The organism is Bacillus sp. TH19, assembly GCF_016651075.1.
In the GTDB taxonomy this organism is placed as follows: Bacteria; Bacillota; Bacilli; order Bacillales; family Bacillaceae_G; genus Bacillus_A; species Bacillus_A mycoides.
The window spans coordinates 1,698,043-1,724,285 of the sequence record NZ_JAEKEO010000010.1 but is presented as its reverse complement, the minus strand read 5'-3'; the positions used below and the strand labels follow the sequence as shown (position 1 = coordinate 1,724,285).

The window sequence follows — 26,243 nt, the reverse complement described above, 5'->3', positions numbered from 1 at the left end:
TTTTCTGCCCCTTTTTTAAGAAATTGTCGTACAAGAGCCTGGCCCACCTGCGAAAGATAAACCACAACTTCCTTGCTCGCTATATAAATCTGCAACTTGTTCGCGGTGAGACGTCGGGATAACAAAGCGATCTTTATATTTCGCAATAGCAAGAAGACGATACATATCTTCTACATCTTCTTTCGTTAAACCGAGTTCTTTTAATACAGCTTCATTTGGTTCTTTATTAATTTGCAACGCTCTCATATGCGTTCGCATGACAGCCAATTTTTTCAATGTAAGACGAATATGTGATTCATCTCCTGCAGTGAGTAAATTTGCTAAATATTGAATTGGAATACGCATATTATCAATAGCAGGGAAAATCTCTTCTGCTTGCCAGTTACTACCTTTCCCCTCCACCATGTTCATAATTGGGCTAAGCGGCGGGATATACCAAACCATTGGCATTGTACGATACTCTGGATGAAGAGGTAGAGCGATTTTCCAATCGATAATCATTTTATAGATTGGCGACTGTTGTGCCGCTTTAATCCATTCTTCAGGAATGCCTTGTTTTTTCGCTTCAGCTGCTACTTCTGGATCATTTGGATCTAGGAAAACAGTAAGCTGAGATTCATATAAATCTTTTTCATTTTCAACAGAAGCCGCTTCTTTTACTTTGTCAGCGTCATATAGCATTACCCCAATATATCGAATACGTCCTACACATGTTTCAGAACAAATTGTTGGCATACCAGCTTCAATACGAGGGAAACACATTGTACATTTTTCAGCTTTATTTGTTTGCCAGTTAAAATATACTTTTTTATACGGACAAGACGATACACAAAATCTCCATGCACGACATGCATTTTGATCCACAAGAACAATCCCATCTTCCTCACGTTTATACATCGCACCCGATGGACAAGAAGAAACGCAAGATGGATTCATACAATGTTCGCAAATACGTGGTAAATACATCATAAAGACATTTTCAAAATCCGTTTTAATTCCTTCTTCCATTTTCTTGACGTTTGGATCTTGTAACCCTGTTATATGTCCGCCTGCTAAATCATCTTCCCAGTTTGGACCCCATTCAATTTTGTCGATAAATTCACCCGTAATTGCTGATTTCGGACGAGCAACTGGTTGATGCTTACGCTGCGGGCTATTTGTTAATGTTTCATAATCATAATTCCAAGGTTCAAAGTAATCATCAATTGTTGGCTGATCTGGATTGTGGAAAATATTCATAAGACGCTTCATTTTCGAACCGGATTTCAGCTGAATTTCACCATTTTTCAATTCCCAGCCGCCTTTGTATTTCTCCTGATTTTCCCATTGTTTCGGATAACCAATTCCAGGTTTCGTTTCTACGTTATTGAAGTACATATATTCAGCACCTGGACGATTCGTCCAGGTGTTTTTGCATGTTACGCTACAAGTGTGGCAGCCGATGCATTTATCTAAGTTCATTACCATTCCGACTTGTGCTTTAATCTTCAAGCCAATCTACCTCCTTCAGTTTACGGATTACAACGTTTAAGTCACGCTGGTTCCCAGTCGGACCATAATAGTTAAATCCATAGCTTAATTGGCCATATCCACCAATCATATGTGTTGGTTTAACGTGAATACGAGTTGGACTATTATGTGTTCCCCCGCGGGTGCTTGTTAATTTCGTACCAGGCACGTTAATGTGACGATCTTGCGCATGGTGCATAAATGCCATCCCCCTCGGTATACGGTGCGTTACAACAGCACGTGCTACGACTACGCCGTTACGGTTAAAGCATTCAATCCAATCATTATCAGCAACACCAGCTTCATTCGCATCATCTTTATTCATCCAAACAGTTGGACCACCTCTAAACAGCGTTAACATTGGCAATGAATCGAAGTACATACTATGAATCGACCACTTATTATGCGGTGTTAAATAGTTTAGTGTAATTTCTTTCCCTTCTACTTCAGGGCGTGATTTACGGAATGGTTTATGTTGCAGTATTGGTTTAAATGTTGCCATCGTTTCGCCAAATTCTTTCATCATGTCGTGATCTAAGTAGAAAGATTGTCGACCAGTTATCGTTCTCCAAGGGATGAGACGCTCAACATTTGTTGTAAATGGTGAGTAACGGCGTCCACCTTTTTCAGAACCCGTAAAGGCCGGAGAAGTAATTACTGTTTTAGGCTGCGCTGTAATTTGTTCAAATGTGAAGCATTCTTCTTCACGTTCTTCTGCTAAGTCACGTAGTTTTAAATCGGTTTGTTTTTCAAGCGCTTCCCATGCTTTTACCGCCATATGACCGTTTGTTGTAGAAGAAAGTGTTAATACCGCTTCAGCAGCATTAATTGCTTCTTTTATGTCTGGGCACCCCTTCGCAATAGAATCCGTTCGAACAACTCCTAATCGACTCTTTAATTGCTCATATTCTTTTTCTGCCGACCAAGAAATCCCTTTCGTACCAATCGGTTGTTTTCCGGTATTTGGTCCAAGCGCTGTCATCTTGTCATAAATCGTTTTATAATCCCTTTCGACAACATGAATTTGCGGCATTGTTTTACCTGGGATCGGTTCACACTCACCTTTGCTCCAGTCTTTAATCTTACCAAGTGGTTGTGCTAATTCTTGCGGTGTATCGTGAAGAAGTGGTGTTGCAACGACTTCTTTCATTGGTTCAAGATCGATTTTCTTTGCTAAATCTGACACAGCTTTAGAAAGAGCGGTGAAAATATCCCAGTCAGAGCGTGCTTCCCACGGTGAACCGATTGCTGGATTAAATGGATGCACAAATGGATGCATATCCGTACTGCTTAAATCATGCTTTTCATACCAAGTTGAAGCAGGTAAGACGATATCAGAATAAAGCGCCGTTCCAGCCATACGGAAATCTAAATTAATGAGTAAATCTAACTTCCCTTCAGGTGCATCTTCATGCCACTTAATTTCTTCTGGTCTTAATGAGTCACTATCGTCATTCATTAATCCGTTTGTTGTACCTAATAAATGTTTTAAGAAATATTCGTGTCCTTTACCGGAACTTGAAATTAAGTTTGCACGCCATACGAATAAGTTACGCGGGAAGTTGTTTTTATTATCTGGGTCTTCAATCGCAAATTTCAGTTCTTTTTCTTTTAGTTTTTGTGCAACGTATTTTCCGATTTCTTCTTGTGTTGTTGCACCAGCAGCAACAGCTTCTTTATATAATTCAATCCCATTCTTCTCGAATGTTGGATAAGAAGGTAACCAGCCAAGTCGTGCTGCTAATACGTTGTAATCACCGTGATGTTGATAACGAGAGTTGCCCTCAACTGGTGATGCTAAATGTCCAACAGGTGTATCTTCATAACGCCATTGATCTGTTACGAAATAGAAGAAAGATGTACCGTTTTGTAATTTCGGTGGCCCTTGCCAATCTTTCGCCATCGCGATTGTTTGCCATCCTTCTGCTGGTCGTAATTTTTCTTGACCAACATAATGTGCCCAACCGCCGCCGTTTACACCTTGTGCCCCAACGAGAAGAACAAGATTTAAAACTGCGCGATAAATCGTATCAGAGTTAAACCAATGGTTAATACCAGCTCCCATAATAATCATCGAGCGGCCATTCGTATCAACTGCATTTTGCGCGAACTCACGAGCAATTTGAATAATAAGCTCTCGCTTTACTCCGGTCATTTTCTCTTGCCATGCAGGTGTAAACGGTACATCATCATTGAAATCTTTCGGTTCTTGCCCGCCAAGACCTCGGTTCACACCGTAATTTGCTAACGTTAAGTCATATACAGTTGTAACGCACACTTCGCCTTCTTCTGTCATAACTTTTTTCACTGGAATTGTACGTTCTAATATTGTATTTCCATCATCAGAGAAGTATGGAATTTGCACTGTTTCAACACTATCTTCCATTCCAAGTAAAGAAAGACGTGGATCAATCGTTTCACCTGTCTGTTCATCTTCTAAACGCAAGTTCCATTTCTTCTCGTTATCCCAACGTGATCCCATTGTGCCGTGAGGTGTTGCAAAATCATTCGTATTCTCGTTCCAAATTACAGGTTTCCATTCCCCTAACTTCGTTTCGCGTCCAATATCAGAAGCATTTAAGAAACGATCAGCAACGAATTGATCTCCTTTTTGTTTCAATGTGACAAAGAAAGGAAAATCAGTATATTGCTTCGCATACTTTGTGAAGTATTCCACTTGATTATCTACGTAAAATTCTTGTAAGATCACATGCCCCATTGCCATCGCAAGTGCACCATCTGTACCTTGTTTCACACTAATCCAATCATCTGCAAACTTTGTAGACTCGGCGAAGTCAGGACTTACAGAAACGACTTTCGTTCCTTTATATCGAACTTCGGCTAAAAAGTGTGCATCTGGCGTTCTCGTCATCGGTACGTTTGAACCCCATGTCATAATGTAACCAGAGTTATACCAGTCACTACTTTCTGGTACATCAGTTTGATCACCCCAAATTTGCGGAGAAGCTGGTGGTAAATCTGCGTACCAATCATAAAAGCTAAGCATTGGTCCACCCATAAGTTGCATAAAGCGGCTACCAGCTGCATGACTTAACATCGACATTGCTGGAATTGGTGAAAAACCAACATTTCGGTCTGGACCGTATTTAATTACTGTGTATAGTAATGAAGCAGAAACGAGTTGTAATACTTCATCCCAATTCGCACGAATGAATCCCCCTTTACCACGCGCCTGCTTATACGTACGTGCTTTTTCAGGGTTTTCCACAATGCTTTTCCAAGCGTCTAGTGGTGACTCGTTATTTTGTAGTTCCTCTTGCCACATACTCCATAGAACACCACGTACATACGGATATTTCACACGAAGCGGACTGTAAATGTACCAAGAAAAACTTGCTCCACGTGGGCATCCTCGTGGTTCAAAATCAGGCATATCAGGACCTGTAGTCGGATAGTTAAGCTCCTGCCCTTCCCAAGTTACAATTCCATCCTTCACATATATATTCCAACTACATGAACCAGTACAGTTCACGCCGTGTGTAGAACGAATTACTTTATCATGCTGCCAACGCTTTCTGTACACATTCTCCCATTCGCGATCTTCATATGTTTCTTGTGTATGATTATCGTTATAACGATCTATTGGTGAAAAATATTTTAAACGTCTCATTAGTGCTGAAGGTTTCTTCTTCATACTGTTCACTCCTTTAATACGTCTCTCTTACATACCCTTACTATAAGAGAGGTTGTAAAATACAGATGTGACATTTCGCACAGTTCAAGAGATTGTCAAAAATTCCGGAACAAATATAAAAAAGTGAAAATCTAATCATTGTGGAGGGTTCACATCCTTCACTGACTGTTAAATTACTTCCTTGCTTCTAGCAAAGTTTAAGATGAAGTACAGATTATAATGAGCGTGCAAAAAATTTCTTATATAATAGCGGAAGTAATTTGGGAATAGTTAAATTTGATTTGCCTAAATCGTAAGATAAGTTTATAAATGAAAATACAATACTTTCAATCCAACATACTAAGGGTAAATATCCTGAAAATAGTTGAACAAAAAACGCCAGGAAACCCATATGATTTGCCAACAACTTGGATTGAATGAAGAGAAGAATACACCAGAATGGTAGGATATTAAGATAATAATAAAAGGAGTAGATTATGATATTAGAACCGCTTTATGCAGAAAACATTATAGTAGCCGTCATATATAAAAATGAGTTTAGGTGGTATGTAACAGATAAAGAACTATGGTTTTTAGATTATAATAAATTAGATAATGCATATAAAATTTTAGGTATAAGCATTGAAGATAATGATGAAACGGAAGAAAGAAATGGAATAAAAGTATTAGATCATGAAAATGTAGAAGTATTTTTAGTAAGGATTAATCAATATAAAACAACTAAAGGAGAATTAAATTATTTACTACTTGAAAATATTAAAAGGAAGAATGCAGTAGAAGATCTATTAGATTATAGTCCAGTCTTATTAATTAACTTTGATAATAAAATACTATATTCAATGTTTCCAGAACCGGCATCATACGAAAACTATGTACCAAAAGATTGGATAGGTACATATGAAGATTTCACTGAACTCATACCTACATCAGAGAAATATTGGATAAATAAGTTTAATAACAATCTACTTTTACTATAAATGTAAGTAAGACAAGAGTAATGATAGTATAAGAATTTATTACCTTAATAGAGAAGTAAATAGAGTCACTAAAGCCAGAAATAAAGGAGTAAAATAGTCATGAAATATCCATATAGTTTTGAAGTACTTAACAGTAGTGATTTAGTTATGAGACTTCCTCAAGAAATAAAACTTGTTGAAACTTTTTTAGGAATTGAAGTTTCAGCTTTTGGAGATTGGATTTTAGAAGAAATACATAGTGTTTTAAACGGAGAAAAAAATTATGTAGTAGTAAATGGCAACATTTGCGGTTTAGAAATCCGGAACGACACAACTACTGTGTTAGACAATTTAGCCGAAGATGGGAAAGGAGAATATTGTGAGATTGAAACAATGGAATTGGTAGAATTTATTCATATTTGGTTAAATAAACGAAAAGAATATAAAAAAGATAAAAAATAAAGGAGTGTAATAATTTAAATAGATGGCCTCTTCATGTGAAGCCGACTTTATTTTATTCATATATATTTTAATCATAAGGCGTATTAATATATGTTCCAAACTTTACGCGTAGGGTTTCCTACGCTATTTATTTTGCTCATTGAGGTCAATCTTTCCTGTCCTTCCCCTCTTCTACTTTTACCGACGATACTATTCTATATCAAAACGTATTTCACATAAAACGAGAAATCATTATTTACCATATTGCCCTTAGTTACGGAAACAATTATACTGGATGTAATCAGATAAATAATCTGAATATTCTTAGAATTAAAGATAAAAGTTTCACTACTCGCAAATAGAAAGATAAATTCTATTTTCCACTAAATAGATTAGAAAACGATAATAACATTAGGAGGATTACGATGCCCCAGCTTGATTCATTACATCCCATAGTAGAAAGAATAATCAACAATATTGAAAAATTAATGGTCGGAAAACGAAAAGAAACGATCTTAGCTTTGACAGCTCTCTTAGCTGAAGGTCATGTACTATTAGAAGATGTTCCTGGCGTTGGGAAAACAATGCTAGTACGTGCTCTTTCTAAATCCATTGATGCCGATTACAAGCGTATTCAATTCACACCTGATTTACTGCCGTCAGATGTAACAGGTGTTTCTATTTATAATCCGAAAGAGCTCCAATTTGAGTTCAAGCCTGGACCGATTATGGGGAATTTTGTACTTGCTGATGAAATTAATCGTACATCTCCAAAGACACAATCTGCCTTACTTGAAAGTATGGAAGAAGGCACTATCACAATAGATGGCATTACAAGATCGTTACCAAAACCTTTCTTTGTAATGGCTACACAAAATCCCGTCGAATATGAGGGAACATATCCTTTACCAGAGGCTCAGCTCGATCGTTTCTTGTTGAAGCTAAGAATGGGATATCCTACACCAGAAGAAGAATTTGAAATTTTAAACCGGATGGAAAAAACAAATCCACTCTCTCATTTACAAGCTATTACTACAATAAAAGAATTACTTTATTTACAACAAAGCGTACGGGAAGTAAGCATGGACAAAGCAATCAAGCATTACATTGTAAAACTTGTTACTCAGACGCGTTCTTATAGTTCTATACAGCTAGGTGCAAGTCCACGCGGCTCAATCGCTTTAATGAAAGCTTCACAAGCTTATGCATTCATCCATGGCAGAAATTATGTTATTCCAGACGATGTTAAATTTTTAGCTCCTTACGTTTTAGCTCACAGACTCATTCTAAAAATGGAAGCAAGATTTGAAGGAATAACAGGAGAACAAGTTATCGCCAAAATCGTTGCACGAACTACCGTGCCGACTCAAAGGACGAAAAACCTTTGATGAAACGACTACTACGAGCACTATATCACGTTACGAAGTTATTGCTAATCCCTTTATGCCTAGTCTTAACATTTGTGTACGCTATGCTTCAAGGAGGATTTGTAAGTTGGTTTTTGTTTTACAGTACGATTCCTATTGGTCTTTATTCACTACTACTTCCCTTCTACGCTTTACGAGACGCTGAAGTAAAACGAATAACAAACCAAAATGAATATGCAGCAGGAGAACAATTTTTAAGCACCATTACAATAAAAAGAAGATTTCCTTTTCCCTTACTTTATTTAATTATAGAAGATGAACTGCCATCACAATTTACAAATTGTAGACAAACGAAGGTGAATAAGGTAATACTCTTTCCAGGATTGAAACGAAATATTTCATTTCAATATGCAATTGACACAATCCCTAGAGGAGAGCACACTTTTTCAAGCGTACGTGTCAAAACTGGTGATCTATTCGGTATGATGGAGAAAGAAGTAACTTTTTCAGTTCTAGATACATTTTTAGTCTATCCCCAGTACGTAGATATAACGTATCGACAATTGGAAAATCATTTCGAACAAGGAGCGCTTTCAGCAAATATAAATTTAGCAAAAGACTCTACAATCTCTGTCGGTGTCAGAGACTATAAACCTGGTGACCGCTTTTCATGGATTGATTGGAAAGCAACTGCCCGAACAAACAATATTATGACGAAAGAGTTTGAACAACAGCGCAGCCATAATATCATGATATTTATGGACAGAACTGAGTCCCCTCTATTCGAATCAGTCGTAACATTTTCCGCCTCTATTGTAAGGGCTGTCTTGAAGCAAAATTCACCAGCGTCATTCGTGTCTGTCGGAAAAGAACGAACTTTTTTTCCTTTAGACAATGGTGATACGCAGTTACAACAAATCTTTTGTCATTTAGCGAAAGTACAAGCAGACAGTGTATTCCCGCTCTCCCGGAGTGTAGAAATGGAATTAAGAAAAATTTATGAGCCCGTAACGATTATACTCGTAACAAGCGATCTTTCTCCCGATATTCAAAAGGCGGCTGACTTTGCTGCTATAAAAAACAGAAAATTAATGGTATTTGTCGTGAAAGAAAAAGCAAATCAACTCTCACATCGAGAACTAAGTATTCTAGAAACTCTACAAAAACGAAAAATATTTGTAAATGTGGTTTATGGGAACCGGTATACAAACGTGTTTTTTGAGGTGAGCAAATGATAACATTACGAACAAAATACAAATGGGATATGAGCAGATTCTTCATGCATGTATGTGCATTTCTACTTTTACTAGAATGGCTAAGACCCCTTATAGGTATTACAAACGTAGGTAGATTAGATATTTTTGTAATATTTATAGGAATTTGCTTCACTCTCTCTTTTTTTCAAACAAGGTGGCAGATTCCAATAAAGATCGTCACGATCTTATTCATCATTCATTTCCTGTATTATAAAAATGCTTTTATAAATCCATCTTGGCTAACGAAATTTTTTGCTGATATTTCTCGAAATTCCTCTCTGTTTTTCCAGGGGAATTTGCTAGATATTTCTCCCGTTTTTCCAACACTTTTATTTTTTTTATCCTTTTGGTTTTTGAGTGCTTTCATCTCTTTTTGGATGATTCATAAAAAACGTGGGTTGTTATTTCTTATATTGACTATTATTTATATCACCATTTTTCATAACTTACATTTATACAATGCAAACTACGCTATTATTCGTACTATTGTCATCGGCTTTTTTATGCTTAGTCTTCTTCGCATAGAACGAATAAGAGAGATGGAACACTTACAAAATTTTGCTAGAGAAATCTCAAAATTACTTAGACCTCTTACAATATTTATTGTATTGTCAGCAACTATCGCATACTTTGCTCCAAAATTTGGCCCTCAATGGCCAAACCCAATGGATTTTTTAAAATTCAACACATCCGAAGCAAGTAAAAAACAAGAAGTTTCTAAAATTGGATATGGTTTAGATGACTCGCGATTAGGCGGTCCTTTTAAGGCAGATCCTACAATTGTTTTCACAGCACAAACGCAAAACAAACAATATTGGAGAGTCGAAACGAAAGATTTTTATACAGGAAAAGGCTGGGAAGTTTCTGAAAATCAAAAAAAGATTTCTTTTAAAAATAAAAACGACGTCGTGAGCTGGTACGAACCAAATACAAAAACGGAGATAACTGAGGCAACAATCACCATGCAAAAAAGTTATCCACACCTTACCTATCCAGCAGGATTAGTATCAGTTGAGGCTTCTTCTAATGTATCATACAGCGTTGACCCCTTTTCAGAAAAAATCTATACGATGGACGGAGATTCTTCTACTATTTTAAATTCATATAAAGTAACATATGGGGTCCCAGAGTTTTCCATAGAAAACTTGAAAGCTGTAAAAACAAATGAAGGTCAAGAATCAAATCCTTATTTCATGACAAAGTACACGCAACTTCCCGAATCATTACCACAGCGAGTAAAAGACTTAGCTGTAAATCTAACAAATGATAAAGACAACCGATATGATAAAGTATTAGCTATTGAAAACTACTTTACCGACCAATCTTTTGTATATGAAACAATGAATGTGTTGTTCCCTTCCAAAAACCAAGATTATGTAGATCAATTCCTTTTCGATACAAAAAGCGGCTACTGTAATAATTTCTCGACGTCTATGATCGTGTTACTTCGTTCTGCCGGGATTCCTGCTCGCTGGGTAAAAGGTTATACAGAAGGAACTCTTGATAATACACTTGCCTCTGCAGAAGGTGAGGATGTTTATAAAATCGCGAACGATAACGCACACTCTTGGGTCGAAGTATATTTCCCAGGATACGGATGGATTCCATTCGAACCAACAAAAGGATTTACTAATCCCTATAATTTTACAAATAATACTCCTGCTTCTACTTCACAAAATAACGAAGTAAATAATTCTAATAACGAGCCAATACACCAACGGAACAATGAAGCAAAGCTCAAAAGTTTAATAGAAAATACAGAAGAAGCCTCTACTAAAAAGATCACAAATTCTAAAAATGATTTTTCTTGGTGGTACGTATTCCTCTCTACGATACCGATTAGTATCATCGGATACATTCTCTTCACCACTAGAATGAAATGGATTACATTTTTTATTATTCTTTTCTATAAATACCGAAAAGATGATGCTGTTTATCAAAAAGCTTACGGTGCACTTTTAAAACAATTTGCGAGAATTGGCATACCACGGGGTGAAAGTCAAACATTCCGAGAATACGCTCTCCACATCGATACACTTTACAATTCGGCCGATATGCAACAACTTACTTTCAGTTATGAGAACGCTATGTATCAAAAGGAACAGGCCGCAGCCGAATGGAAGACATCCGTACACTTATGGGAAGTGCTTATGAAAAAAGCAGCTTCTCTGCCTAAATCAAACGACTACGATAGAGTGATTTAATCTTGATAATGTGAGTTTAAAGAAAACACCTCAAAGAACTACATTGTTCTTTGAGGCGTTTGTTAATAAAGTGAAACTCCTAATTATTCCCCAAGTACCTTCTCAATCTCAACCTCTAAATCCACCGGCTTCGTCTGCGGTGCAAAACGCCCTACTACTTTTCCGTCTTTTCCAATTAAAAACTTAGTAAAGTTCCATTTCACTGCTTTCATACCGAGTAAACCTGGCGCTTGTTCTGTCATGTATGTATATAGTGGATGAGCTTTATCACCTTTCACATCAACCTTTGCAAACATCGGGAAGTTTACACCGTAGTTCAATTCACAAAAACTAGTAATATCAGCTTCTGTGCCTGGTTCTTGTCCCCCAAATTGATTACAAGGGAAACCGAGTATTTCTAGTCCTTGGTCTTTATATTTATCATATACTTCTTGTAATCCTTTATATTGCGGTGTAAAACCACATTTGCTAGCTACATTTACAATAAGAAGTGCTTTTCCTTCGTAATCTTTTAACGATTTATCTTCTCCTGTTATTGTTTTAGCTGAAAAATCATAAACTGTCATTGTTCATACCCCTCTCTTCACTATCATTCTATGTTTATACTATACTACATTCGTGAATATACAGCTCTTATTACGTATTCACATACCGTAATGATAGCGCTTTATTTTCGTTCGAAAATTCGACACGATATACTAGACTTTTATGATGGAAAGTTTTACAATTAATTTGTGAACAAAATGTGACAGTTTATATTTCCATTATAATAGAAAAGGATGGTGTTCATTATGAAAACTGCACAACATGAAACGATTTCAAATCGCGAGTTTTATTTCGTACTATATATGATGTTATTGTATGTTATTGGCTGGGTAATCGATGTAAATGGTTTATTTTTAAGCTCCTACTTTAATTTAGCAGGAGAAATTATGCTTCCGATCGTTGGTGGCATTGTTGGACTGTTCGTTATGTCTATCAATAAAGAACAAACGAAATAACTACATTACAAAAGGGCAGAAGACGAGCTTTCGTTTTCTGTCTTTTTCTGTTTTTAGCGTATAATAGATACATACCGTATATAAGGAGTGGTAAGTATGAAAAAAGTAGAACAACTATCTTCTCATCTATATCTTATTGATGATTATGACTTACAACATGATGAACGCACAGGTACATACGTTTTATTAGGTGACGATATTACTTTAATTGAAACTTGTGCGGCCCCTTCTCTTCCCTATATTTTAGACGGCTTACAGCAATTACATATTAATTTAAATGATGTAAAAAACATTATCGTTACACATGTTCATTTAGATCACGCAGGCGCAGCAGGGTTAATGATGGAAAAGTGCCCAAATGCTACTCTATTTGTGCATCCGCGCGGGGCTCGTCATATGATTGATCCAACAAAACTAATTCTTGGCGCAAAAGCTGTGTACAAAGAAGATTTTGATAAACTTTTTGATCCAATTCTTCCAATTGAAGAAGAACGTGTTCATATTGTACAAAATGGTGATACATTAAAAATTGCAGAAGACCGTACACTCACATTTTATGATACACCGGGACATGCGAAGCACCATATTAGCATTCACGATTCATTAACAAACGGCATTTTTACTGGTGATACAATAGGAATTTATTATAGAGAACTCGCAGACCTTGATGTAGAACTATATCTACCATCAACGTCTCCTTCACAATTCCAGCCAGATGCGATGATTGCTTCTAAAAATCATATTCAAAGTATGAATGTAGATACTATTTATTTCGGTCATTACGGCGCATCATCCAATGTTACAGAAGTATATAACCAACTTGAACATTGGTTACCTATTTTCGTTGGTACTGGTAAAGAAGTCTTTGAAAAGTATAATGATTTCGATGAAGCGACTAAAGCTTTACAAACTTTATTAATGGATAAAATCTCTTCTCATCTTACAAAGTTAAACGTTCCATCAAATCATTCCGTTTATAACATTTTACATCTAGATATAGAAATTAGTGCAATGGGCATTATTGATTATTTCACGAAGCAAGAGAAGTCCAAATCCACTATCAACTAACAGTAAAAGAAGAGATATATAACAGTAGTTATTGTATATCTCTTCTTTTTTTGAATATATTTTTTAATAAAGGATGGTGGAATGGAATGCAAAAAGTGATACTATACCTCTGCTTTACATTATTTATCATCTTATTATTAGTTGTAGGTGTTAAAATTCAATTTTATTTAGATACAGACGCGCAAGTGAACTTTAACGTCTATCCAAGATTATTCTACTTTACAGTCTTCCCTCTTTTGGTCGGCATTTTATTACGATTCCTACAATCAATTAATCGCGAAACGAGTAAACAAAACTGGAACTTTCAGCCGGATAAGTTTATCGCTATTACGTTGCCAACACTATTCATTGCCTTTTCTCCAGCTCTACTCTTTTCACCAGTTGGCAAATACCTACCTTATTTAACTAATATTATTCTTGTGAATACAACTTTCGTTACCATTATTAGTTTAATAGCTGGTTACTCACTTTTAGATTGTTTGATACAAAAAGACAAGGAGAATAGTAAGGAATATAACTAAGTGATTTCCCACTTTCACTTTATTAAGCAAATCAAGATAATTCTGCCCCTAACTTGTATGCAAAAGAACCTAATTTTCAATTTTTAAGTGTCGTTGGTTATGGTGGTTTATTTATAAAGTGCAATACTCCTTGTAAGAGTTGCTATACATGTGGTAAGGAAATTTAAGTAATAACAAAACGAGTATGAAATCGCATAGATTTTATACTCGTTTTTTATTGTTCATATATTTAATTGGTAATAGGAAATTTATGTTAAACTAAAGAAAGTCGCGCACTAAATCAAAATATATTTCAAACAAGGGAGACTTATTATGAAATTAGGGACTTTCTCGTTTCTAACGTTTATCACAAGTATATGTTCTTTCTTTATTTTAAGAGGACCTAATGCAAATTTAACATTAATTATTGTGCTTCTAAGTATTCTTTCATTACTCGGTATTATTTTTGCGATCGCATCAAAGAATTGGCTATTTAAAATAGTTGGTACGACATTAAATGGAGTCATAATAATATTTGTATATTTCTTATTGCTAGCAAAAGGAATAGGTGGTTAATATATTTACGTTTCAATAAGAAAAGCTCACCTTTTCATCTACATACTCCATAAACTGTTCTGCTTTAATAAATCTTTCTTTATACGCTTCAGGTACTTCTTCTACTGTTATCCCACCACTCGATTTCGCTTTTACTAATACAGTTTGATATGACATTAACGCTTCCATATATCGTTCATACTCTTCTGAAGTTAATACTTCTTTACTAGATTTATGGCCATTTAATTTATCAAAATACGGCTGAAGTTCCATTTCTACCTTTTTCATTTCCTCTTTTTTAGCTGGTGATAATTGATCATAATCAATATTACCGTTCGAATCCCCGTACTCAAGCTTTGCATTTGTTAATTTCTTTAGTTCTTTTGTAAACTCTTCATATTCCTTCGCACCCATTTCGTCTTTCGCTTGTGATAACTTTGCATTAAAACGCATGTATCCTTCTAATGTTATAGCTCCGGCATGTTTTTTTAAGTTCTCAAAAGATCCGTATATACCATCCGCCATAATAGATTGGTAAGCAAAACCAGTCGTTGGGATTAAAAATGCGGCTGCAAGCACTCCTGCGATAAGGCGCTTCTTCCTTTTACTTCCCCCGCTCTTCATTTTTATTTGAACAATTACTTTTTCTTTTAACTCCGGCGGGGCAATAATCCCCTTCGCTTCTTCTTGTATAGATTCTCTAATTCTACAATCTAAGCTCATTTCACATTCCCTACCTCTCCTAAAAAGATTTCTTCTACTTGCTCTTTTTGACGTAGTTTCTTTAATGCCGCATGAATTCTAGACTTCACTGTACCGATTGGAATATGTAATATTTGTGCTACTTCTTCTTGAGAGTAATCGTGTAAGTATCTTAAGATAATAACTTGTTTCAATTTATACGGTAACTTATGAATGAGTTCGATTAATTTTTGATTTGATATTTTACTTACAACATCGCTAGAAAAATCAATTTGTACTGGTTTTCTTTGCTCTTCTGCTTTTTTTACAATTCGTAGTCGCATCCACCTCTTTCTTCTATAAGAATGAATTTGTTTAATCGCAAGTCCAATTAGCCAAGGTCTAAATGGCTTCTCGCTATCATATTTACGAAGCGATTCATATAGCTGTATGTATATTTCTTGAACGACATCATCTACATCTGCTTTGTCTTCTATTAAAAAATGTGCTGTCTTATATATTTCTTGAATCGTTTTATCATACAATTCGCTATATGCTTCTTTATTGCCTGATAAAGTTAATTGGATTAAATCTGAATACACTGTTTCACCCTTCATGTACCATCCCTCCTTTGTCCTACACTATATATTGGCAAGAAAACGATATTTCGTTCGATTTCTTTCAAAGTTTTTTCAAATAAATTAATATAATGATGCAATGACTTCATAAGCTTCACTTATAACCCTGCATAACAATTATATAATTTTCCAATTTCTAATAAAGATTTAAAATAATATATATATTCAAATTTAGGAGGATGTATATGAAAGCTATCGTTGTAACTTCGTTCGGTGGTCCTGAAGTGATGAAATATACAGATGTGGAGATGCCGGCTATTTCAGACAATCAAGTTTTAATTCGTGTTGTTGCTACTAGTGTTAATTTCGCCGATATTAAATCACGCTATGGCAAAAAAGGAAACAAAGCATTACCTTTTATTCCAGGTATAGATGTAGCTGGTATTGTAGAACACGTAGGTTCTCAAGTGAAAAATATTCATTCTGGACAACGTGTCATCGCTTTCCCTCAAAACGGATCTTACGCAGAATACGTTGTCGCAAACGAAAATCTTACTTTCGTTTTACCTGATGAAGTCGATTTTCAAGCTGCAGCTGCCTGCCCTATCGTATCTTTTACAAGCTACAATTTACTTGCAAATGTTGCAAGACTACAAAAAGATGAAACAGTTCTAATCCATGCAGCTGCTGGTGGAATTGGTACTACAGCGATTCAACTTGCAAAACTATTAGGGGCTAAAAAAGTTATCGGTACTGTTGGAAGTGAAGCGAAAAGAAAAATCGCTTTTGGTGCAGGAGCCGATTATGTTATTTGTCATCAAGATAAAGATTTTGTAGAGAGGGTAAATCAACTTACAAACGGAGAAGGCGTTAATATTATTTTAGATTCTATTTCTGGAACTGTTTCTGAAAGAAGTTTAAACTGCCTTGCTTATTACGGTCGCCTCGTCCATTTCGGCAATGCTAGCGGAGAAGTTGGTAGTTTTCAAACGAAAGATTTACACGCAAGTTGCCGTTCTATACTCGGTTTCAGCTTTGGCACTACACGGAAAAAACGTCCTGAATTGCTTCAAGAAACTGCGAATGAAGTTTTCCGTTATTTACGCGATGGAAGTTTACAAATTAAGGCTACGAAATCTTTTCCCCTTCAAGATGCAGGGAAAGCACATGAATGGGTCGAAAGTAGACAAAGTACAGGGAAAGTAATACTACACGTTCAGACAGCTCCCTAAAATGAATACATGAAATAGAGGTGTTATTCATGGGATCACGAATTATGCATATCATTATCGCGAGCGGTATTGCTGAGAAACTTTCTATTCAAGATAAAACTTCTTTCTTACTTGGTGGTGTAGCTCCTGATGCTGTTCATTCAAAAAAAGAAAAAGGAACTTCACATTTTTACGCTGGTACAACGAAGAACTATACGAGAAGAATAGATTATGATACATTTATTCATAAATACGAAGATCATCTGGATTCCCCTTATATTTTAGGTTATTATACCCACCTCATTGCCGATGATAATTGGCTAAGCGGCTTTTTTCTACCTTGGCTTAAAAACAGAATAGAAAACGACGAAACTATCGCACCTATGTACTATAACGATTTTAAATTATTGAACGCACAATTGTTGCATCATTACGATAAAGAACAGCAGCTCTTCGCCCTACTTAATCAAGAGGCTAACATTGTGAATATAGAGGAGATTTCTAGAAAGAATGTTTTAGCTTTTCGGCAATATATTTTTGAAGATATGCTATATCCTGAGCAACACTTACACGAAAACTTACAAGTGTTTTCATTTGATCAAATCGTTGGTTATATTGAGACTGCAATTGAAAAAGGAACATTTTTTATAGAACAACTCGTTAATAAAAAATTGACTTCAAATATTTAATCCCCCTCATTATTTACGAGGGGGATTTTCACATAACTATATAATTATTTATTTTTTCCCATTACTGCAAAGTAATTCCCTTTACTATCAGCAAAGTTAAACACTTTACCAGAAGGCATAGTTACGTCTTCCCAATTATTTATCTAGGCTTTTTCTTACCAGTAAAAGCTGGTTTCTTTTTCTTTGGTGCTGGTGGTTTCGATTCTACAAATGTTCCTTTGAACATTTCTTGTTTCGTAAACACGATACCTAATTTTTTCGCAAATTGAAGTAATTTACGCTCTTCTTGTTCTGTTACAAGAGACACAACTGTTCCTTCTTTGCCCATACGTCCAGTACGTCCTGAGCGGTGAATATATTGGTCTACTGTGTCTGGTAACTCTAAGTGGATTACGTGTGTTAAATCATCGATATCTAATCCACGTGCTGCAATATCAGTAGCAAGTAATATTTCTAATTTCCCGCTACGGAACGCGCGCATCGTTACTTCACGCTCTTGTTTGCTTGCCTCTGCATGAAGTGCTGCTGCTTTCATTTTACGGAACTTCAGTTTTTGAGTAATTTCATCTAAACGGAATGGATCATTTAAGAAGGCAACTGCTTTTACATTTCCCATATGCATAACTCTTCTAATATAATCATTTTTTTCACGACGCTCACAAACGATATACGTATGTTCAACTAGGCTCTGTGCCTCTGAACGTGTTACACGTACTAATTGTGGTTCAACTGTCAAATCACGTGCCGCATCTTCTGCAGCTTTTGTTATTGTCGCCGAGCAGAATACTAATTGACGATCGCGCATCGTTGATTTAATTACATCAAGTACAGCACCCATCATCTTTTGTTTTACAATTTGATCAAACTCATCAAATACAATCGTTTTCACTTCATGCATCTTTAATTTTTTCATGCGAATCAACTCTAAAATACGTCCTGGTGAACCGACAATAACTCTCGGATGTTTCTTTAATTTTTCAACTTGGCGCTTAATATCCGCACCACCAATTAAAGACGCACCTGAAATATCCGTTCCTGCTGTAAACTTTTGAACCTCTTCATGAATTTGCATAACAAGTTCACGAGTTGGCGCTAAAATTACAACTTGAGGTTGTTTAACTTCAGGATTAATTTTATGTAAAAGTGGTAATAAGTACGCTAATGTTTTTCCTGTTCCAGTTGGAGATTCAGCAATAACGTCTTGTCCTTCTAAAATAGTTGGAATCGCTTGTTTTTGAATTTCAGTAAATTCTTTAAAACCAGCCTTTTCCCAAGCTTGTTGTAAAAATGGTTGCATATCTTTTATCATTTGTTTTTCTCCTTTATCTCTATTTTTGAAGAAAATGTTGTATTGTTCGCACCGTTTCTATCATGTGTGAAATAACAGCTATTAAATCATCAACATGGTCTTCTGTAATCGTTTTTTGAAATAGAACCTCTACCTTATTATGATATGAAATCGCTTGCTTATTATATTCGTATGAAATTTTTTGCGTAATCATTCGCTCTTTTCCCCATATAGAATGCAATAAAGTTTCAATTTCTTCGCATCCTATCTCTGGTTGCTCCATTTCGAACGAGAATTCCAGCTTCATTTCACAACCTGGTATAAACTGAGGTACTTCTAATATTTCACCTGATAAATTCTTTGCATCAACAGATAGTGAAAATGTCGCCTCTACCATCGTTTTAAATGTTTCTGTTAGTTGAAATGAAATACTATACATACGACTTAATGAAGCAAGGTCCATCACATCTTTTCGATCCGTTACGAGAATATCACCGTGTAAATCGAAATCATAGACAGCTCCTTCCACAATTACCTTTAAATTTTCAAAAGCAGTTGGATCAAACATAATTTCCTCCAAAAAACAGGCGCCTTTCGATGGAAAGGCGCCACTTGATGTATATATAGTTTACAGATAAACGAGATGAATTACAACCTTTTAGAATAAACCTACTGCTTTTCCATCTTCATTTACATCCATTTGCAGCGCAGCTGGCTGTTTTGGAAGGCCTGGCATTGTTAACATTGTTCCTGTTAACGCAACGATAAACCCTGCACCGATAGATGGTTTTAATTCACGAATTGTAACGATAAAGTCAGATGGGCGACCTAATTTTGTTGCATCATCTGAAAGAGAGTATTGTGTTTTCGCCATACAAATCGGTAGGTTACTCCAACCTTCTCCCTCATATTGAGCTAATTGCTTACGTGCTTTCGGAGCAAATTCAATATCTTTTGCGCCGTACACTTTTTGAGCAATTGTACGAATTTTTTCTTCTAATGGTAATTCTAATTCATAAAGTGGTGCGTAGTTGTTTTCACCTTTTTCAATTTCTTTTAACACTTTCTCAGCAAGGTCAACTCCGCCTTGGCCACCTTTCTCCCAAACTTCTGTTAAGGATACTGCATAGCCACGCTCATTGCACCATTCTTGTAAGTATGCAACTTCTGCATCTGTATCAGTAATGAATTTGTTAATGGCAATTACGAAAGGAACACCGAAGCTTTGAATTGTTTCAACATGCTTCTGTAAGTTCTCCATACCTTTTGCTAACGCATCTACATTTTCTTCTTTTAATTGATCTCTCGCAACACCACCGTGCATTTTAAGCGCACGAATAGTCGCAACAATAACTACCGCTTCTGGTTTAATACCAGCTGCACGTGCTTTAATATCTAAAAACTTCTCGGCACCTAAATCTGCACCGAATCCAGCTTCTGTAATAACATAATCACCTAATTTTGCTGCCATTGTCGTAGCGATAACACTGTTACAACCGTGAGCGATATTCGCAAATGGTCCGCCATGAATGATAGCTGGTGTATTTTCTAATGTTTGTACTAAGTTCGGTTTTAATGCATCTTTTAATAGAAGTGTTAACGCTCCTTCTACTCCTAAATCTTTAACTGTTACAGGTTGATTTGAAAAATTATAAGCGACAACAATGCGAGATAGACGTGATTTTAAATCTTGAATATCTGTTGCAAGGCAGAATACGGCCATAATTTCAGATGCTACTGTAATATCAAAACCATCTTCACGTGGTACACCTTGAACCGGTCCACCAAGGCCAATTACTACATTACGAAGGGCACGATCATTTAAGTCAACACAGCGTTTCCAAACGATTTTACGCGTATCAATTCCAAGTGTGTTTCCTTGTTGGATATGATTATCAATGAACGCCGCTAATGCGTTATTGGCAGTTGTAATCGCATGAATATCTCCAGTAAAGTGAAGGTTAATATCTTCCATTGGTACTACTTGAGAATAACCACCACCTGCTGCTCCGCCTTTTAATCCCATTGTTGGTCCAAGAGATGGTTCGCGAAGTGCAATTACTGTTTTCTTACCAATTTTATTAAAAGCTTGACCTAAACCAACTGTTACTGTTGATTTACCTTCTCCTGCTGGAGTTGGGTTAATCGCTGTTACTAAAACAACTTTACCGTCTTTCTCATCTTGTAAACGCTTAAAAATATCAAGAGATAACTTGCCTTTATAATGTCCGTATGGCTCTAGTTCTTCTTCTAAAATATTTAAATTAGCTGCAATTTCTTGAATCTTCTTCATACTTGCTTCTTGTGCGATTTCAATATCAGATTTAACTGTTGTAGTAGTTGTCATATACCCTAGTCCCCCTTTAATTGATTCTGATGATATTGTATCAGTTTTTTGTATTTTCTGCACTTATTTACCTCCTAAAACCCTTCAATTTTGTTATATGTTTTTTAACATAAATACCCATAAAAATGTTAACGCTTGTTGTAACTCTGTAGGTAGCTGACCTAACATCTTCTCATTTACTCCGCGCTTATATACGCCGGTACCATCTACAACTTCAAATCCTTGTTCTTTTGCTAACTGTTCAAATTCCCAAGGCATCATCGTATTGCAAACAACGTCTTTGCCATATAAGCGCGGATAACTGTTCTCTCTCGGTTTTGCTGTCGGTCCTAAAATTGCAATACATGCGTATCCATCTTTCTTTAAAACACGCTTTATTTCATTTAATGCTCGCAACGGCTCCTCGGTCCATTCTAAAGAATTAATTGCCATAATTGCTTCAAATTTCTCATTTTCAAATGGTAATGAAGAAAGATCACCTTTTATAAAAGATAAGTTTGGGTCTTCTCCGCGCTCCTTACCCTTTTGAATCATAACTTCCGATAAGTCCACCCCAACCGCTTTGTAGCCAGTAAGACTTAATTTATATGTACCATACCCATCACCACAGCCAACATCTAACACTTGTACTTCCTTTTCCACGTACTGCTCAAAAAATGGAATGATTGTACTCCTACTCCCGCTATCCCACATTTCTTGACTATTTTGATTCCAAAACTCTGCATTGTTATCCCATTTTTTCTCTGCCGATTCATGCCAATTAAACTTCGCCATACATTCCCCTACCTTCACGTATTATCATTCATTTCATTCTACATCATGTTCCAAAATCCCTGTTTATCTTCATAAGGAGATAAAGTGAAACTTTAATCAGTGGGAGTGTTTGTTCGTCCCCCACTGATTATTATTTGAGCAATCGGGCTTTCACTGGCAGCCCGACTCCCATCTAACTTCTTTGCTCCAGCCGAATTTTGAGGCGGGGGTCTTACTGCACGGCAAATAGCGGGATAAACAGGATAACAACGGAATCTATTTTCTCCAATTTTTGCTTTACTTGGGTTTAACTCATACTCATGTTCTGCTCCTTATGAAAGATACTATAGATACACCCAATTGAAAGAGAGGGATGTACATGCGAAGAAAGAGAAATCATCATTTTAAAAGTGGTGAAAAAAACGAAGAGTATGCAGCTGAAATATCTCCGGCTGGTATTCCGATTAGACATGAGCGCAAAGAAATTGCAAATGAAATAGAAGGTACAAATACCGGTGCAATGATCGGCTATGTCGCATTATTTCTTTCGTTATTCTCCATTGCTTTTTATCCTGTTACACTCGGCTCCCTTGCTATTTTAGTTGGCTTATTAGCTGTCAATTTTGGAGCGAGAACACTTGGATATACCGCAATTGGTTTTGGTAGTTTTTCTGTTTTATTTACTTTACTCTATCCGCTTGCTTTGTCAGCGTTTTAAAAAAAACACACCAAGTTATACTTGGTGTGTTCATTCATGATACAACATGATATGACCGCATCCACAACAATGCTTCGCTGTAATTTCTTGAAAAACTGGATAATTTTCTTCATCTCTATGCTCAATAAACACCTTTTCAAATCGGTACATGTTTGGCGCATATGCCCAATCTTGTTTCGTACGTGCATATAATGTTGAAGAAAAAAACTCCTCACCACCACAAACGATACATCCCTTCTTCATCAATACCCCTCCTATGCTTGTCTTACTTCATCTATATGAACATAAGCATAAAAAAAAGACCTTCTATTACTAGAAAGTCTTCTCTGAAACAAAAAGAAATGTACCGAATATACCTACTCCGCTATATTCTTTCGTAACACCAGCTTCTGTTTTATACGTTTGCTTTACAGTCATAAAGAAAACACCATTTCGTGCATCAATACTTTCAAACTGTAATTTCTCTTTTTTTTCATCTACATTTTGCGTGCATTCAAAGCTACTCTCGTCACATTTCAATGCATATTTATCCTCTAAATACAATTTAAAATCTGATTCTTTCGGACAAGTTATAAGTAATATTGCCACGAGAATAATACTTACAATACCCACAATTGTATAATATTTCTTCATTTGTTCTCCTTTCAAAAGACAAGAAAACTTGACTTCATGCGCCAAGTTTTCTTAGTCTACAACCCATTGCCACTCTTGTTCTTTCTTATCAAAAATGAGCCAACCCGTTTCTGTTGCTTCCGCTTTCAATTCATCGATATTATCTAGTACCTCATCCGTACTTTCGAATGATCCTACTACATATACCGGAATTTCAAGACCTCTTCTCGACTCAATTTTCCCCGCTAAATCAATGTATAATCCATCTTCCATTAACGGCATAAGCCCAAGGATAACTTCCTTTGAAATTGCTGGGAAAATTTTTGATTTTTGGAAGAAAGTAAAACGTTTCTTTCCAAACGAACCGAGTTTATATGGAATCACTTTACTCAGCATTCCTACAAAATCACCGATTCTACGGTAATACACTTTGTTGTACCAACCGTCATCATGTGAAAAATAAACGAATCTATTCTTCAACAATGGGAAGAACGTTCTTCCAAGTGGTTCTTTTTTGTGAGCCAAATATAATAATTCTGCAATTTCTTTTGGCTCTAACTCATCTAAATCGCTTGCATCATCGAAATCTACCCAACAAAATTCATCAAATTCATCAATCTCTGCTTGAATGAGTTTATGTATGTTTTCTTCCTCAACATATTCAAATAAAGTATGATAATGAAAATCTGTCCACTCAAAATTATGCTTTAAAAGCAATACTTGATGAAGCGGTGAAGGGATGTTACTTGCAAACTCTTTAAACGTAATTCCAGATGTAATAAAACAATGACCCCGACGATTACCATTAATATATATCATATTGTTTACTTGGTCAGATCCTCCAGACAAAGCACCTAGCCACCTTCGTTTTATATGTTTCAATTCTATAGCATATTTTAACATGAAAAATTTTAGAAACATAGAAAAAACTTCAAAAACTATTTACAATTTCATGTGTTTTATTACATACTGATTACAAGAAAAAACGCCTGCTTATGAGCAGGCGTTTTTAAAGGATTTCATCTGGGTTTTGAGGGTGATGATTTCCCTCTTTCTTTTCATCTGTTTGGAACATCGATTGAATTTTATCAATTGTTTGTGGAGCTAATTCAATTATTTTTTCTGCTAAATGTGTCGCATTTTGTAAATGAAGAATATTTACCCCGTCTTTATTCACGACTAGAAATGCTACTGGTGTAATAGAAACACCACCCGCGCTACCGCCACCAAATGCAGGGTTACCGTTCGCTCTTTGTCCATCATTCGTTTGGAAATCAGAACCTCCTGCTCCAAAACCGAACGCTACTTTAGAAACCGTTAACACTACACCACCGTCAGCCGTTTGAACAGGCTCTCCAACAATCGTATTTACATCGACCATTTCTTTTAAATTTTCCATTGCTGCTTTCATTAATCCTTGAATTGGATGATCCACCGTTCATAACCTCCTTTGTCATATCTTTCCTAGTTTTTCCGAAACTTTGTGAACTAAACATAAAATTTTATATTGATTTCAAAAATAAAAAGTTGTAATATTTAGAAAAAATAAAAAAGAGGTCGATTTACTGTGCTCAAAAAATTAACTCAAAATGATCATGAACAAGTACTTTCTTTTCTAAAAGAAGAAGCAGCAATGAATTTATTTATTATTGGTGATATTGAAGCTTTCGGTTATGACACAGATTTTCAAGAATTATGGGGCGCATTCAAAGAGAACGGAACATTAAAATCAATTTTGCTACGCTTCCATGAAACATTTATACCGTATAGTAAAGGAGAGTTTATAGTCGCTGACTATGAGGCACTTCTTTCCGCATATAAGCCGCTTAAACTCTCTGGCAAGTCAACTATTGTAGAAAGATTTGAAACTGCTCCAAGTGTACAACTAGGCGCCAAAAATGAAATGTATTTTTGCGAATGTCTAAATGACAGCAACTTACCTAGCACACCAATTCATGAAACAATTAAACTTGCCTCACTCGATGATATAGAACGAATTATGAAATTACGAAGTGACATCGCTGAATTCCCGGCTGCTAATGAATCAGAAAAAATGTTAAGGCAAGCTATCGAAACAAATACAGGACGTACATATTATATTGAAAAAGACGGCGCAATCATCGCATCCTCCTCAACTTCCGCTGAAAATTCATTATCCGCTATGGTAGTTGGTGTATGTACACACCCGAATTACCGCGGAAATGGATATGCTTCACTCATATTACAAAAAATGATTCAAGACTTTACGAAAGAAGGCCGAACGCTTTGCTTATTTTATAACAATCCAGCTGCTGGACGAATTTATAAAAGTTTAGGGTTTAAAGATATTGGAATGTGGACGATGTATCGTTAAAAAGCCGATTTATTCATCGGCTTCTTTTATTTTATATTTTGCTATTCCAGCTTGAAATATTTTCTCACTTCAAAGTCATAATTACTTGTCTTTCAATGAACCCAAATTCTTCGTACATCTCTTTTGCAAAATTTCCAGCAAATACGTTCAAACGAATTTCGGAATACTTCTCCTTCAATTCCTTAATGCCAGCCTCCATCAATTCTCGCGATAATCCTCTCCCGCGATATTCTGAAAACACATACAGCTCATATATAAATCCAAGTTTTTCACGAGAAAAATAGTCTGTATTTTCCCCTATTAATATCCATCCCATTACTTTATTTTCTTCTTTAATGACTAAATAATATGCCCCTTTTTCTATTATCGGCTTTGTAATTTCAATCGCTTTTTCTTTACTTAACTGACAATTCCCTCTCGTTCCTTCGAAAAGTGATTGAGCTGCATAATGTAATATTTTTTCCGTTTCTTTCTCATTCGCTTTTGTAATCATTCCTTTCT

At 35.9% G+C, this 26,243-nt stretch carries 27 protein-coding genes and 2 pseudogenes; 14 read left to right on the top strand and 15 right to left on the bottom strand.

Going from position 1 to position 26,243, the window contains the following annotated elements; genetic code table 11:
* Positions 1 to 15: 15 nt before the first annotated feature.
* Positions 16 to 1,491: a nitrate reductase subunit beta gene (narH, locus tag JFU54_RS26490; protein ID WP_002141456.1), complete on the bottom strand. Its 1,476-nt coding sequence runs from the start codon at positions 1,489 to 1,491 to the stop codon at positions 16 to 18.
* Positions 1,481 to 5,164: a nitrate reductase subunit alpha gene (locus JFU54_RS26485; protein WP_201067035.1), complete on the bottom strand. Its 3,684-nt coding sequence runs from the start codon at positions 5,162 to 5,164 to the stop codon at positions 1,481 to 1,483. Before JFU54_RS26485 ends, narH begins: the two co-directional genes overlap by 11 nt.
* A gap of 476 nt (positions 5,165 to 5,640) precedes the next feature.
* Between JFU54_RS26485 and JFU54_RS26480 the strand changes: the two genes are divergently transcribed.
* From JFU54_RS26480 to JFU54_RS26460, 5 genes are all read left to right on the top strand, one after another.
* Positions 5,641 to 6,141 carry a hypothetical protein gene (locus tag JFU54_RS26480; RefSeq protein WP_151304607.1) on the top strand — a complete coding sequence of 167 codons (501 nt, stop codon included), beginning with the start codon at positions 5,641 to 5,643 and terminating at the stop codon, positions 6,139 to 6,141.
* A 99-nt stretch (positions 6,142 to 6,240) separates the two neighbouring features.
* The gene (locus JFU54_RS26475; protein WP_151304608.1) at positions 6,241 to 6,582 is read left to right on the top strand and encodes a hypothetical protein; all 342 of its coding nucleotides are present in this window, start codon (positions 6,241 to 6,243) and stop codon (positions 6,580 to 6,582) included.
* Between the two features lie 404 nt (positions 6,583 to 6,986).
* Positions 6,987 to 7,949: an AAA family ATPase gene (locus tag JFU54_RS26470; protein ID WP_002135924.1), complete on the top strand. Its 963-nt coding sequence runs from the start codon at positions 6,987 to 6,989 to the stop codon at positions 7,947 to 7,949.
* Positions 7,949 to 9,163: a DUF58 domain-containing protein gene (locus JFU54_RS26465; protein WP_002031580.1), complete on the top strand. Its 1,215-nt coding sequence runs from the start codon at positions 7,949 to 7,951 to the stop codon at positions 9,161 to 9,163. Before JFU54_RS26470 ends, JFU54_RS26465 begins: the two co-directional genes overlap by 1 nt.
* Positions 9,160 to 11,388 carry a transglutaminase TgpA family protein gene (locus JFU54_RS26460; protein ID WP_033709018.1) on the top strand — a complete coding sequence of 743 codons (2,229 nt, stop codon included), beginning with the start codon at positions 9,160 to 9,162 and terminating at the stop codon, positions 11,386 to 11,388. The genes JFU54_RS26465 and JFU54_RS26460 overlap by 4 nt, the downstream gene beginning before the upstream one ends.
* Before the next feature lie 83 nt (positions 11,389 to 11,471).
* Here the strand turns inward: JFU54_RS26460 and bsaA are convergent, their stop codons facing one another.
* Positions 11,472 to 11,954, bottom strand: coding sequence for a glutathione peroxidase (gene bsaA / locus JFU54_RS26455; protein WP_000219426.1), 483 nt, complete (start codon positions 11,952 to 11,954; stop codon positions 11,472 to 11,474).
* Between the two features lie 225 nt (positions 11,955 to 12,179).
* Here bsaA and JFU54_RS26450 point away from each other — a divergent pair, with 225 nt between their 5' ends.
* The 5 genes and pseudogenes from JFU54_RS26450 to JFU54_RS26435 all read left to right on the top strand — a co-directional run bounded on the left by JFU54_RS26450 (position 12,180) and on the right by JFU54_RS26435 (position 14,533).
* Positions 12,180 to 12,389, top strand: coding sequence for a DUF3925 family protein (locus tag JFU54_RS26450; RefSeq protein WP_002127081.1), 210 nt, complete (start codon positions 12,180 to 12,182; stop codon positions 12,387 to 12,389).
* Between the two features lie 96 nt (positions 12,390 to 12,485).
* Positions 12,486 to 13,457, top strand: coding sequence for an MBL fold metallo-hydrolase (locus JFU54_RS26445; RefSeq protein WP_151304610.1), 972 nt, complete (start codon positions 12,486 to 12,488; stop codon positions 13,455 to 13,457).
* Between the two features lie 86 nt (positions 13,458 to 13,543).
* Positions 13,544 to 13,978, top strand: coding sequence for a hypothetical protein (locus tag JFU54_RS26440; protein WP_201067033.1), 435 nt, complete (start codon positions 13,544 to 13,546; stop codon positions 13,976 to 13,978).
* Positions 13,979 to 14,037: 59 nt separating this feature from the next.
* A pseudogene (locus tag JFU54_RS30275) lies at positions 14,038 to 14,149 on the top strand (ABC transporter); the annotation flags it as partial.
* 141 nt (positions 14,150 to 14,290) lie between these two features.
* Positions 14,291 to 14,533 carry a hypothetical protein gene (locus tag JFU54_RS26435; protein WP_131246654.1) on the top strand — a complete coding sequence of 81 codons (243 nt, stop codon included), beginning with the start codon at positions 14,291 to 14,293 and terminating at the stop codon, positions 14,531 to 14,533.
* Positions 14,534 to 14,545: 12 nt separating this feature from the next.
* Here JFU54_RS26435 and JFU54_RS26430 read toward each other — a convergent pair whose 3' ends face one another.
* Positions 14,546 to 15,235 (bottom strand): DUF3600 domain-containing protein, encoded by a 690-nt coding sequence (locus JFU54_RS26430; protein ID WP_201067032.1) that lies wholly within the window; start codon positions 15,233 to 15,235, stop codon positions 14,546 to 14,548.
* Positions 15,232 to 15,810 (bottom strand): sigma-70 family RNA polymerase sigma factor, encoded by a 579-nt coding sequence (locus JFU54_RS26425; protein WP_002165914.1) that lies wholly within the window; start codon positions 15,808 to 15,810, stop codon positions 15,232 to 15,234. Before JFU54_RS26425 ends, JFU54_RS26430 begins: the two co-directional genes overlap by 4 nt.
* Positions 15,811 to 16,016: 206 nt before the next feature.
* Between JFU54_RS26425 and JFU54_RS26420 the strand changes: the two genes are divergently transcribed.
* Together JFU54_RS26420 and JFU54_RS26415 are read left to right on the top strand one after the other, a co-directional pair.
* Complete coding sequence (locus JFU54_RS26420) at positions 16,017 to 17,003, top strand: quinone oxidoreductase family protein (protein ID WP_151304613.1); 987 nt, start codon at positions 16,017 to 16,019, stop codon at positions 17,001 to 17,003.
* A 29-nt stretch (positions 17,004 to 17,032) separates the two neighbouring features.
* Positions 17,033 to 17,671: a hydrolase gene (locus tag JFU54_RS26415; RefSeq protein ID WP_201067030.1), complete on the top strand. Its 639-nt coding sequence runs from the start codon at positions 17,033 to 17,035 to the stop codon at positions 17,669 to 17,671.
* Between the two features lie 44 nt (positions 17,672 to 17,715).
* On the opposite strand, the pseudogene JFU54_RS26410 reads toward JFU54_RS26415, so the two are convergent.
* The 5 genes and pseudogenes from JFU54_RS26410 to JFU54_RS26390 form a co-directional block, all read right to left on the bottom strand.
* Positions 17,716 to 17,802: pseudogene (locus JFU54_RS26410) on the bottom strand (VOC family protein); the annotation flags it as partial.
* A gap of 8 nt (positions 17,803 to 17,810) precedes the next feature.
* Positions 17,811 to 18,980 (bottom strand): DEAD/DEAH box helicase, encoded by a 1,170-nt coding sequence (locus JFU54_RS26405; RefSeq protein ID WP_002012513.1) that lies wholly within the window; start codon positions 18,978 to 18,980, stop codon positions 17,811 to 17,813.
* Between the two features lie 19 nt (positions 18,981 to 18,999).
* Positions 19,000 to 19,527: a hypothetical protein gene (locus tag JFU54_RS26400; protein ID WP_201067028.1), complete on the bottom strand. Its 528-nt coding sequence runs from the start codon at positions 19,525 to 19,527 to the stop codon at positions 19,000 to 19,002.
* A 90-nt stretch (positions 19,528 to 19,617) separates the two neighbouring features.
* The gene (locus JFU54_RS26395; RefSeq protein ID WP_002031556.1) at positions 19,618 to 21,306 is read right to left on the bottom strand and encodes a formate--tetrahydrofolate ligase; all 1,689 of its coding nucleotides are present in this window, start codon (positions 21,304 to 21,306) and stop codon (positions 19,618 to 19,620) included.
* Between the two features lie 93 nt (positions 21,307 to 21,399).
* A complete protein-coding gene (locus JFU54_RS26390) occupies positions 21,400 to 22,080 on the bottom strand; it encodes a class I SAM-dependent methyltransferase (RefSeq protein ID WP_201067026.1) in 681 nt (226 codons plus the stop codon).
* A 358-nt stretch (positions 22,081 to 22,438) separates the two neighbouring features.
* On the opposite strand from JFU54_RS26390, the gene JFU54_RS26385 reads away from it, so the two are divergent.
* On the top strand, positions 22,439 to 22,777 hold the full coding sequence (locus JFU54_RS26385; protein ID WP_001253195.1) for a hypothetical protein: 339 nt from the start codon (positions 22,439 to 22,441) through the stop codon (positions 22,775 to 22,777).
* A 30-nt stretch (positions 22,778 to 22,807) separates the two neighbouring features.
* Here the strand turns inward: JFU54_RS26385 and JFU54_RS26380 are convergent, their stop codons facing one another.
* The 4 genes from JFU54_RS26380 to ytfJ all read right to left on the bottom strand — a co-directional run bounded on the left by JFU54_RS26380 (position 22,808) and on the right by ytfJ (position 24,824).
* Complete coding sequence (locus JFU54_RS26380) at positions 22,808 to 23,020, bottom strand: hypothetical protein (protein ID WP_002012518.1); 213 nt, start codon at positions 23,018 to 23,020, stop codon at positions 22,808 to 22,810.
* Positions 23,021 to 23,089: 69 nt separating this feature from the next.
* Positions 23,090 to 23,410: a hypothetical protein gene (locus JFU54_RS26375; RefSeq protein WP_002118741.1), complete on the bottom strand. Its 321-nt coding sequence runs from the start codon at positions 23,408 to 23,410 to the stop codon at positions 23,090 to 23,092.
* A gap of 51 nt (positions 23,411 to 23,461) precedes the next feature.
* A complete protein-coding gene (locus tag JFU54_RS26370) occupies positions 23,462 to 24,238 on the bottom strand; it encodes a hypothetical protein (protein WP_002085994.1) in 777 nt (258 codons plus the stop codon).
* Between the two features lie 160 nt (positions 24,239 to 24,398).
* On the bottom strand, positions 24,399 to 24,824 hold the full coding sequence (gene ytfJ / locus JFU54_RS26365; protein ID WP_002127061.1) for a GerW family sporulation protein: 426 nt from the start codon (positions 24,822 to 24,824) through the stop codon (positions 24,399 to 24,401).
* A 132-nt stretch (positions 24,825 to 24,956) separates the two neighbouring features.
* Here ytfJ and JFU54_RS26360 point away from each other — a divergent pair, with 132 nt between their 5' ends.
* The gene (locus tag JFU54_RS26360) at positions 24,957 to 25,742 is read left to right on the top strand and encodes a GNAT family N-acetyltransferase (RefSeq protein WP_201067024.1); all 786 of its coding nucleotides are present in this window, start codon (positions 24,957 to 24,959) and stop codon (positions 25,740 to 25,742) included.
* Positions 25,743 to 25,806: 64 nt separating this feature from the next.
* Here JFU54_RS26360 and JFU54_RS26355 read toward each other — a convergent pair whose 3' ends face one another.
* Positions 25,807 to 26,235 (bottom strand): GNAT family N-acetyltransferase, encoded by a 429-nt coding sequence (locus tag JFU54_RS26355; protein ID WP_002031496.1) that lies wholly within the window; start codon positions 26,233 to 26,235, stop codon positions 25,807 to 25,809.
* Positions 26,236 to 26,243: the final 8 nt, after the last annotated feature.

What these genes read in the sequence shown, in the direction of transcription:
- JFU54_RS26485 (WP_201067035.1), bottom strand. Translation starts at nt 5,164, where the DNA reads ATGAAGAAGAAACCTTCAGCACTAATGAGACGTTTAAAATATTTTTCA.
- JFU54_RS26480 (WP_151304607.1), top strand. Translation starts at nt 5,641, where the DNA reads ATGATATTAGAACCGCTTTATGCAGAAAACATTATAGTAGCCGTCATA.
- JFU54_RS26475 (WP_151304608.1), top strand. Translation starts at nt 6,241, where the DNA reads ATGAAATATCCATATAGTTTTGAAGTACTTAACAGTAGTGATTTAGTT.
- JFU54_RS26470 (WP_002135924.1), top strand. Translation starts at nt 6,987, where the DNA reads ATGCCCCAGCTTGATTCATTACATCCCATAGTAGAAAGAATAATCAAC.
- JFU54_RS26465 (WP_002031580.1), top strand. Translation starts at nt 7,949, where the DNA reads ATGAAACGACTACTACGAGCACTATATCACGTTACGAAGTTATTGCTA.
- JFU54_RS26460 (WP_033709018.1), top strand. Translation starts at nt 9,160, where the DNA reads ATGATAACATTACGAACAAAATACAAATGGGATATGAGCAGATTCTTC.
- bsaA (WP_000219426.1), bottom strand. Translation starts at nt 11,954, where the DNA reads ATGACAGTTTATGATTTTTCAGCTAAAACAATAACAGGAGAAGATAAA.
- JFU54_RS26450 (WP_002127081.1), top strand. Translation starts at nt 12,180, where the DNA reads ATGAAAACTGCACAACATGAAACGATTTCAAATCGCGAGTTTTATTTC.
- JFU54_RS26445 (WP_151304610.1), top strand. Translation starts at nt 12,486, where the DNA reads ATGAAAAAAGTAGAACAACTATCTTCTCATCTATATCTTATTGATGAT.
- JFU54_RS26440 (WP_201067033.1), top strand. Translation starts at nt 13,544, where the DNA reads ATGCAAAAAGTGATACTATACCTCTGCTTTACATTATTTATCATCTTA.
- JFU54_RS26435 (WP_131246654.1), top strand. Translation starts at nt 14,291, where the DNA reads ATGAAATTAGGGACTTTCTCGTTTCTAACGTTTATCACAAGTATATGT.
- JFU54_RS26430 (WP_201067032.1), bottom strand. Translation starts at nt 15,235, where the DNA reads ATGAGCTTAGATTGTAGAATTAGAGAATCTATACAAGAAGAAGCGAAG.
- JFU54_RS26425 (WP_002165914.1), bottom strand. Translation starts at nt 15,810, where the DNA reads ATGAAGGGTGAAACAGTGTATTCAGATTTAATCCAATTAACTTTATCA.
- JFU54_RS26420 (WP_151304613.1), top strand. Translation starts at nt 16,017, where the DNA reads ATGAAAGCTATCGTTGTAACTTCGTTCGGTGGTCCTGAAGTGATGAAA.
- JFU54_RS26415 (WP_201067030.1), top strand. Translation starts at nt 17,033, where the DNA reads ATGGGATCACGAATTATGCATATCATTATCGCGAGCGGTATTGCTGAG.
- JFU54_RS26405 (WP_002012513.1), bottom strand. Translation starts at nt 18,980, where the DNA reads ATGATAAAAGATATGCAACCATTTTTACAACAAGCTTGGGAAAAGGCT.
- JFU54_RS26400 (WP_201067028.1), bottom strand. Translation starts at nt 19,527, where the DNA reads ATGTTTGATCCAACTGCTTTTGAAAATTTAAAGGTAATTGTGGAAGGA.
- JFU54_RS26395 (WP_002031556.1), bottom strand. Translation starts at nt 21,306, where the DNA reads ATGACAACTACTACAACAGTTAAATCTGATATTGAAATCGCACAAGAA.
- JFU54_RS26390 (WP_201067026.1), bottom strand. Translation starts at nt 22,080, where the DNA reads ATGGCGAAGTTTAATTGGCATGAATCGGCAGAGAAAAAATGGGATAAC.
- JFU54_RS26385 (WP_001253195.1), top strand. Translation starts at nt 22,439, where the DNA reads ATGCGAAGAAAGAGAAATCATCATTTTAAAAGTGGTGAAAAAAACGAA.
- JFU54_RS26380 (WP_002012518.1), bottom strand. Translation starts at nt 23,020, where the DNA reads ATGAAGAAGGGATGTATCGTTTGTGGTGGTGAGGAGTTTTTTTCTTCA.
- JFU54_RS26375 (WP_002118741.1), bottom strand. Translation starts at nt 23,410, where the DNA reads ATGAAGAAATATTATACAATTGTGGGTATTGTAAGTATTATTCTCGTG.
- JFU54_RS26355 (WP_002031496.1), bottom strand. Translation starts at nt 26,235, where the DNA reads ATGATTACAAAAGCGAATGAGAAAGAAACGGAAAAAATATTACATTAT.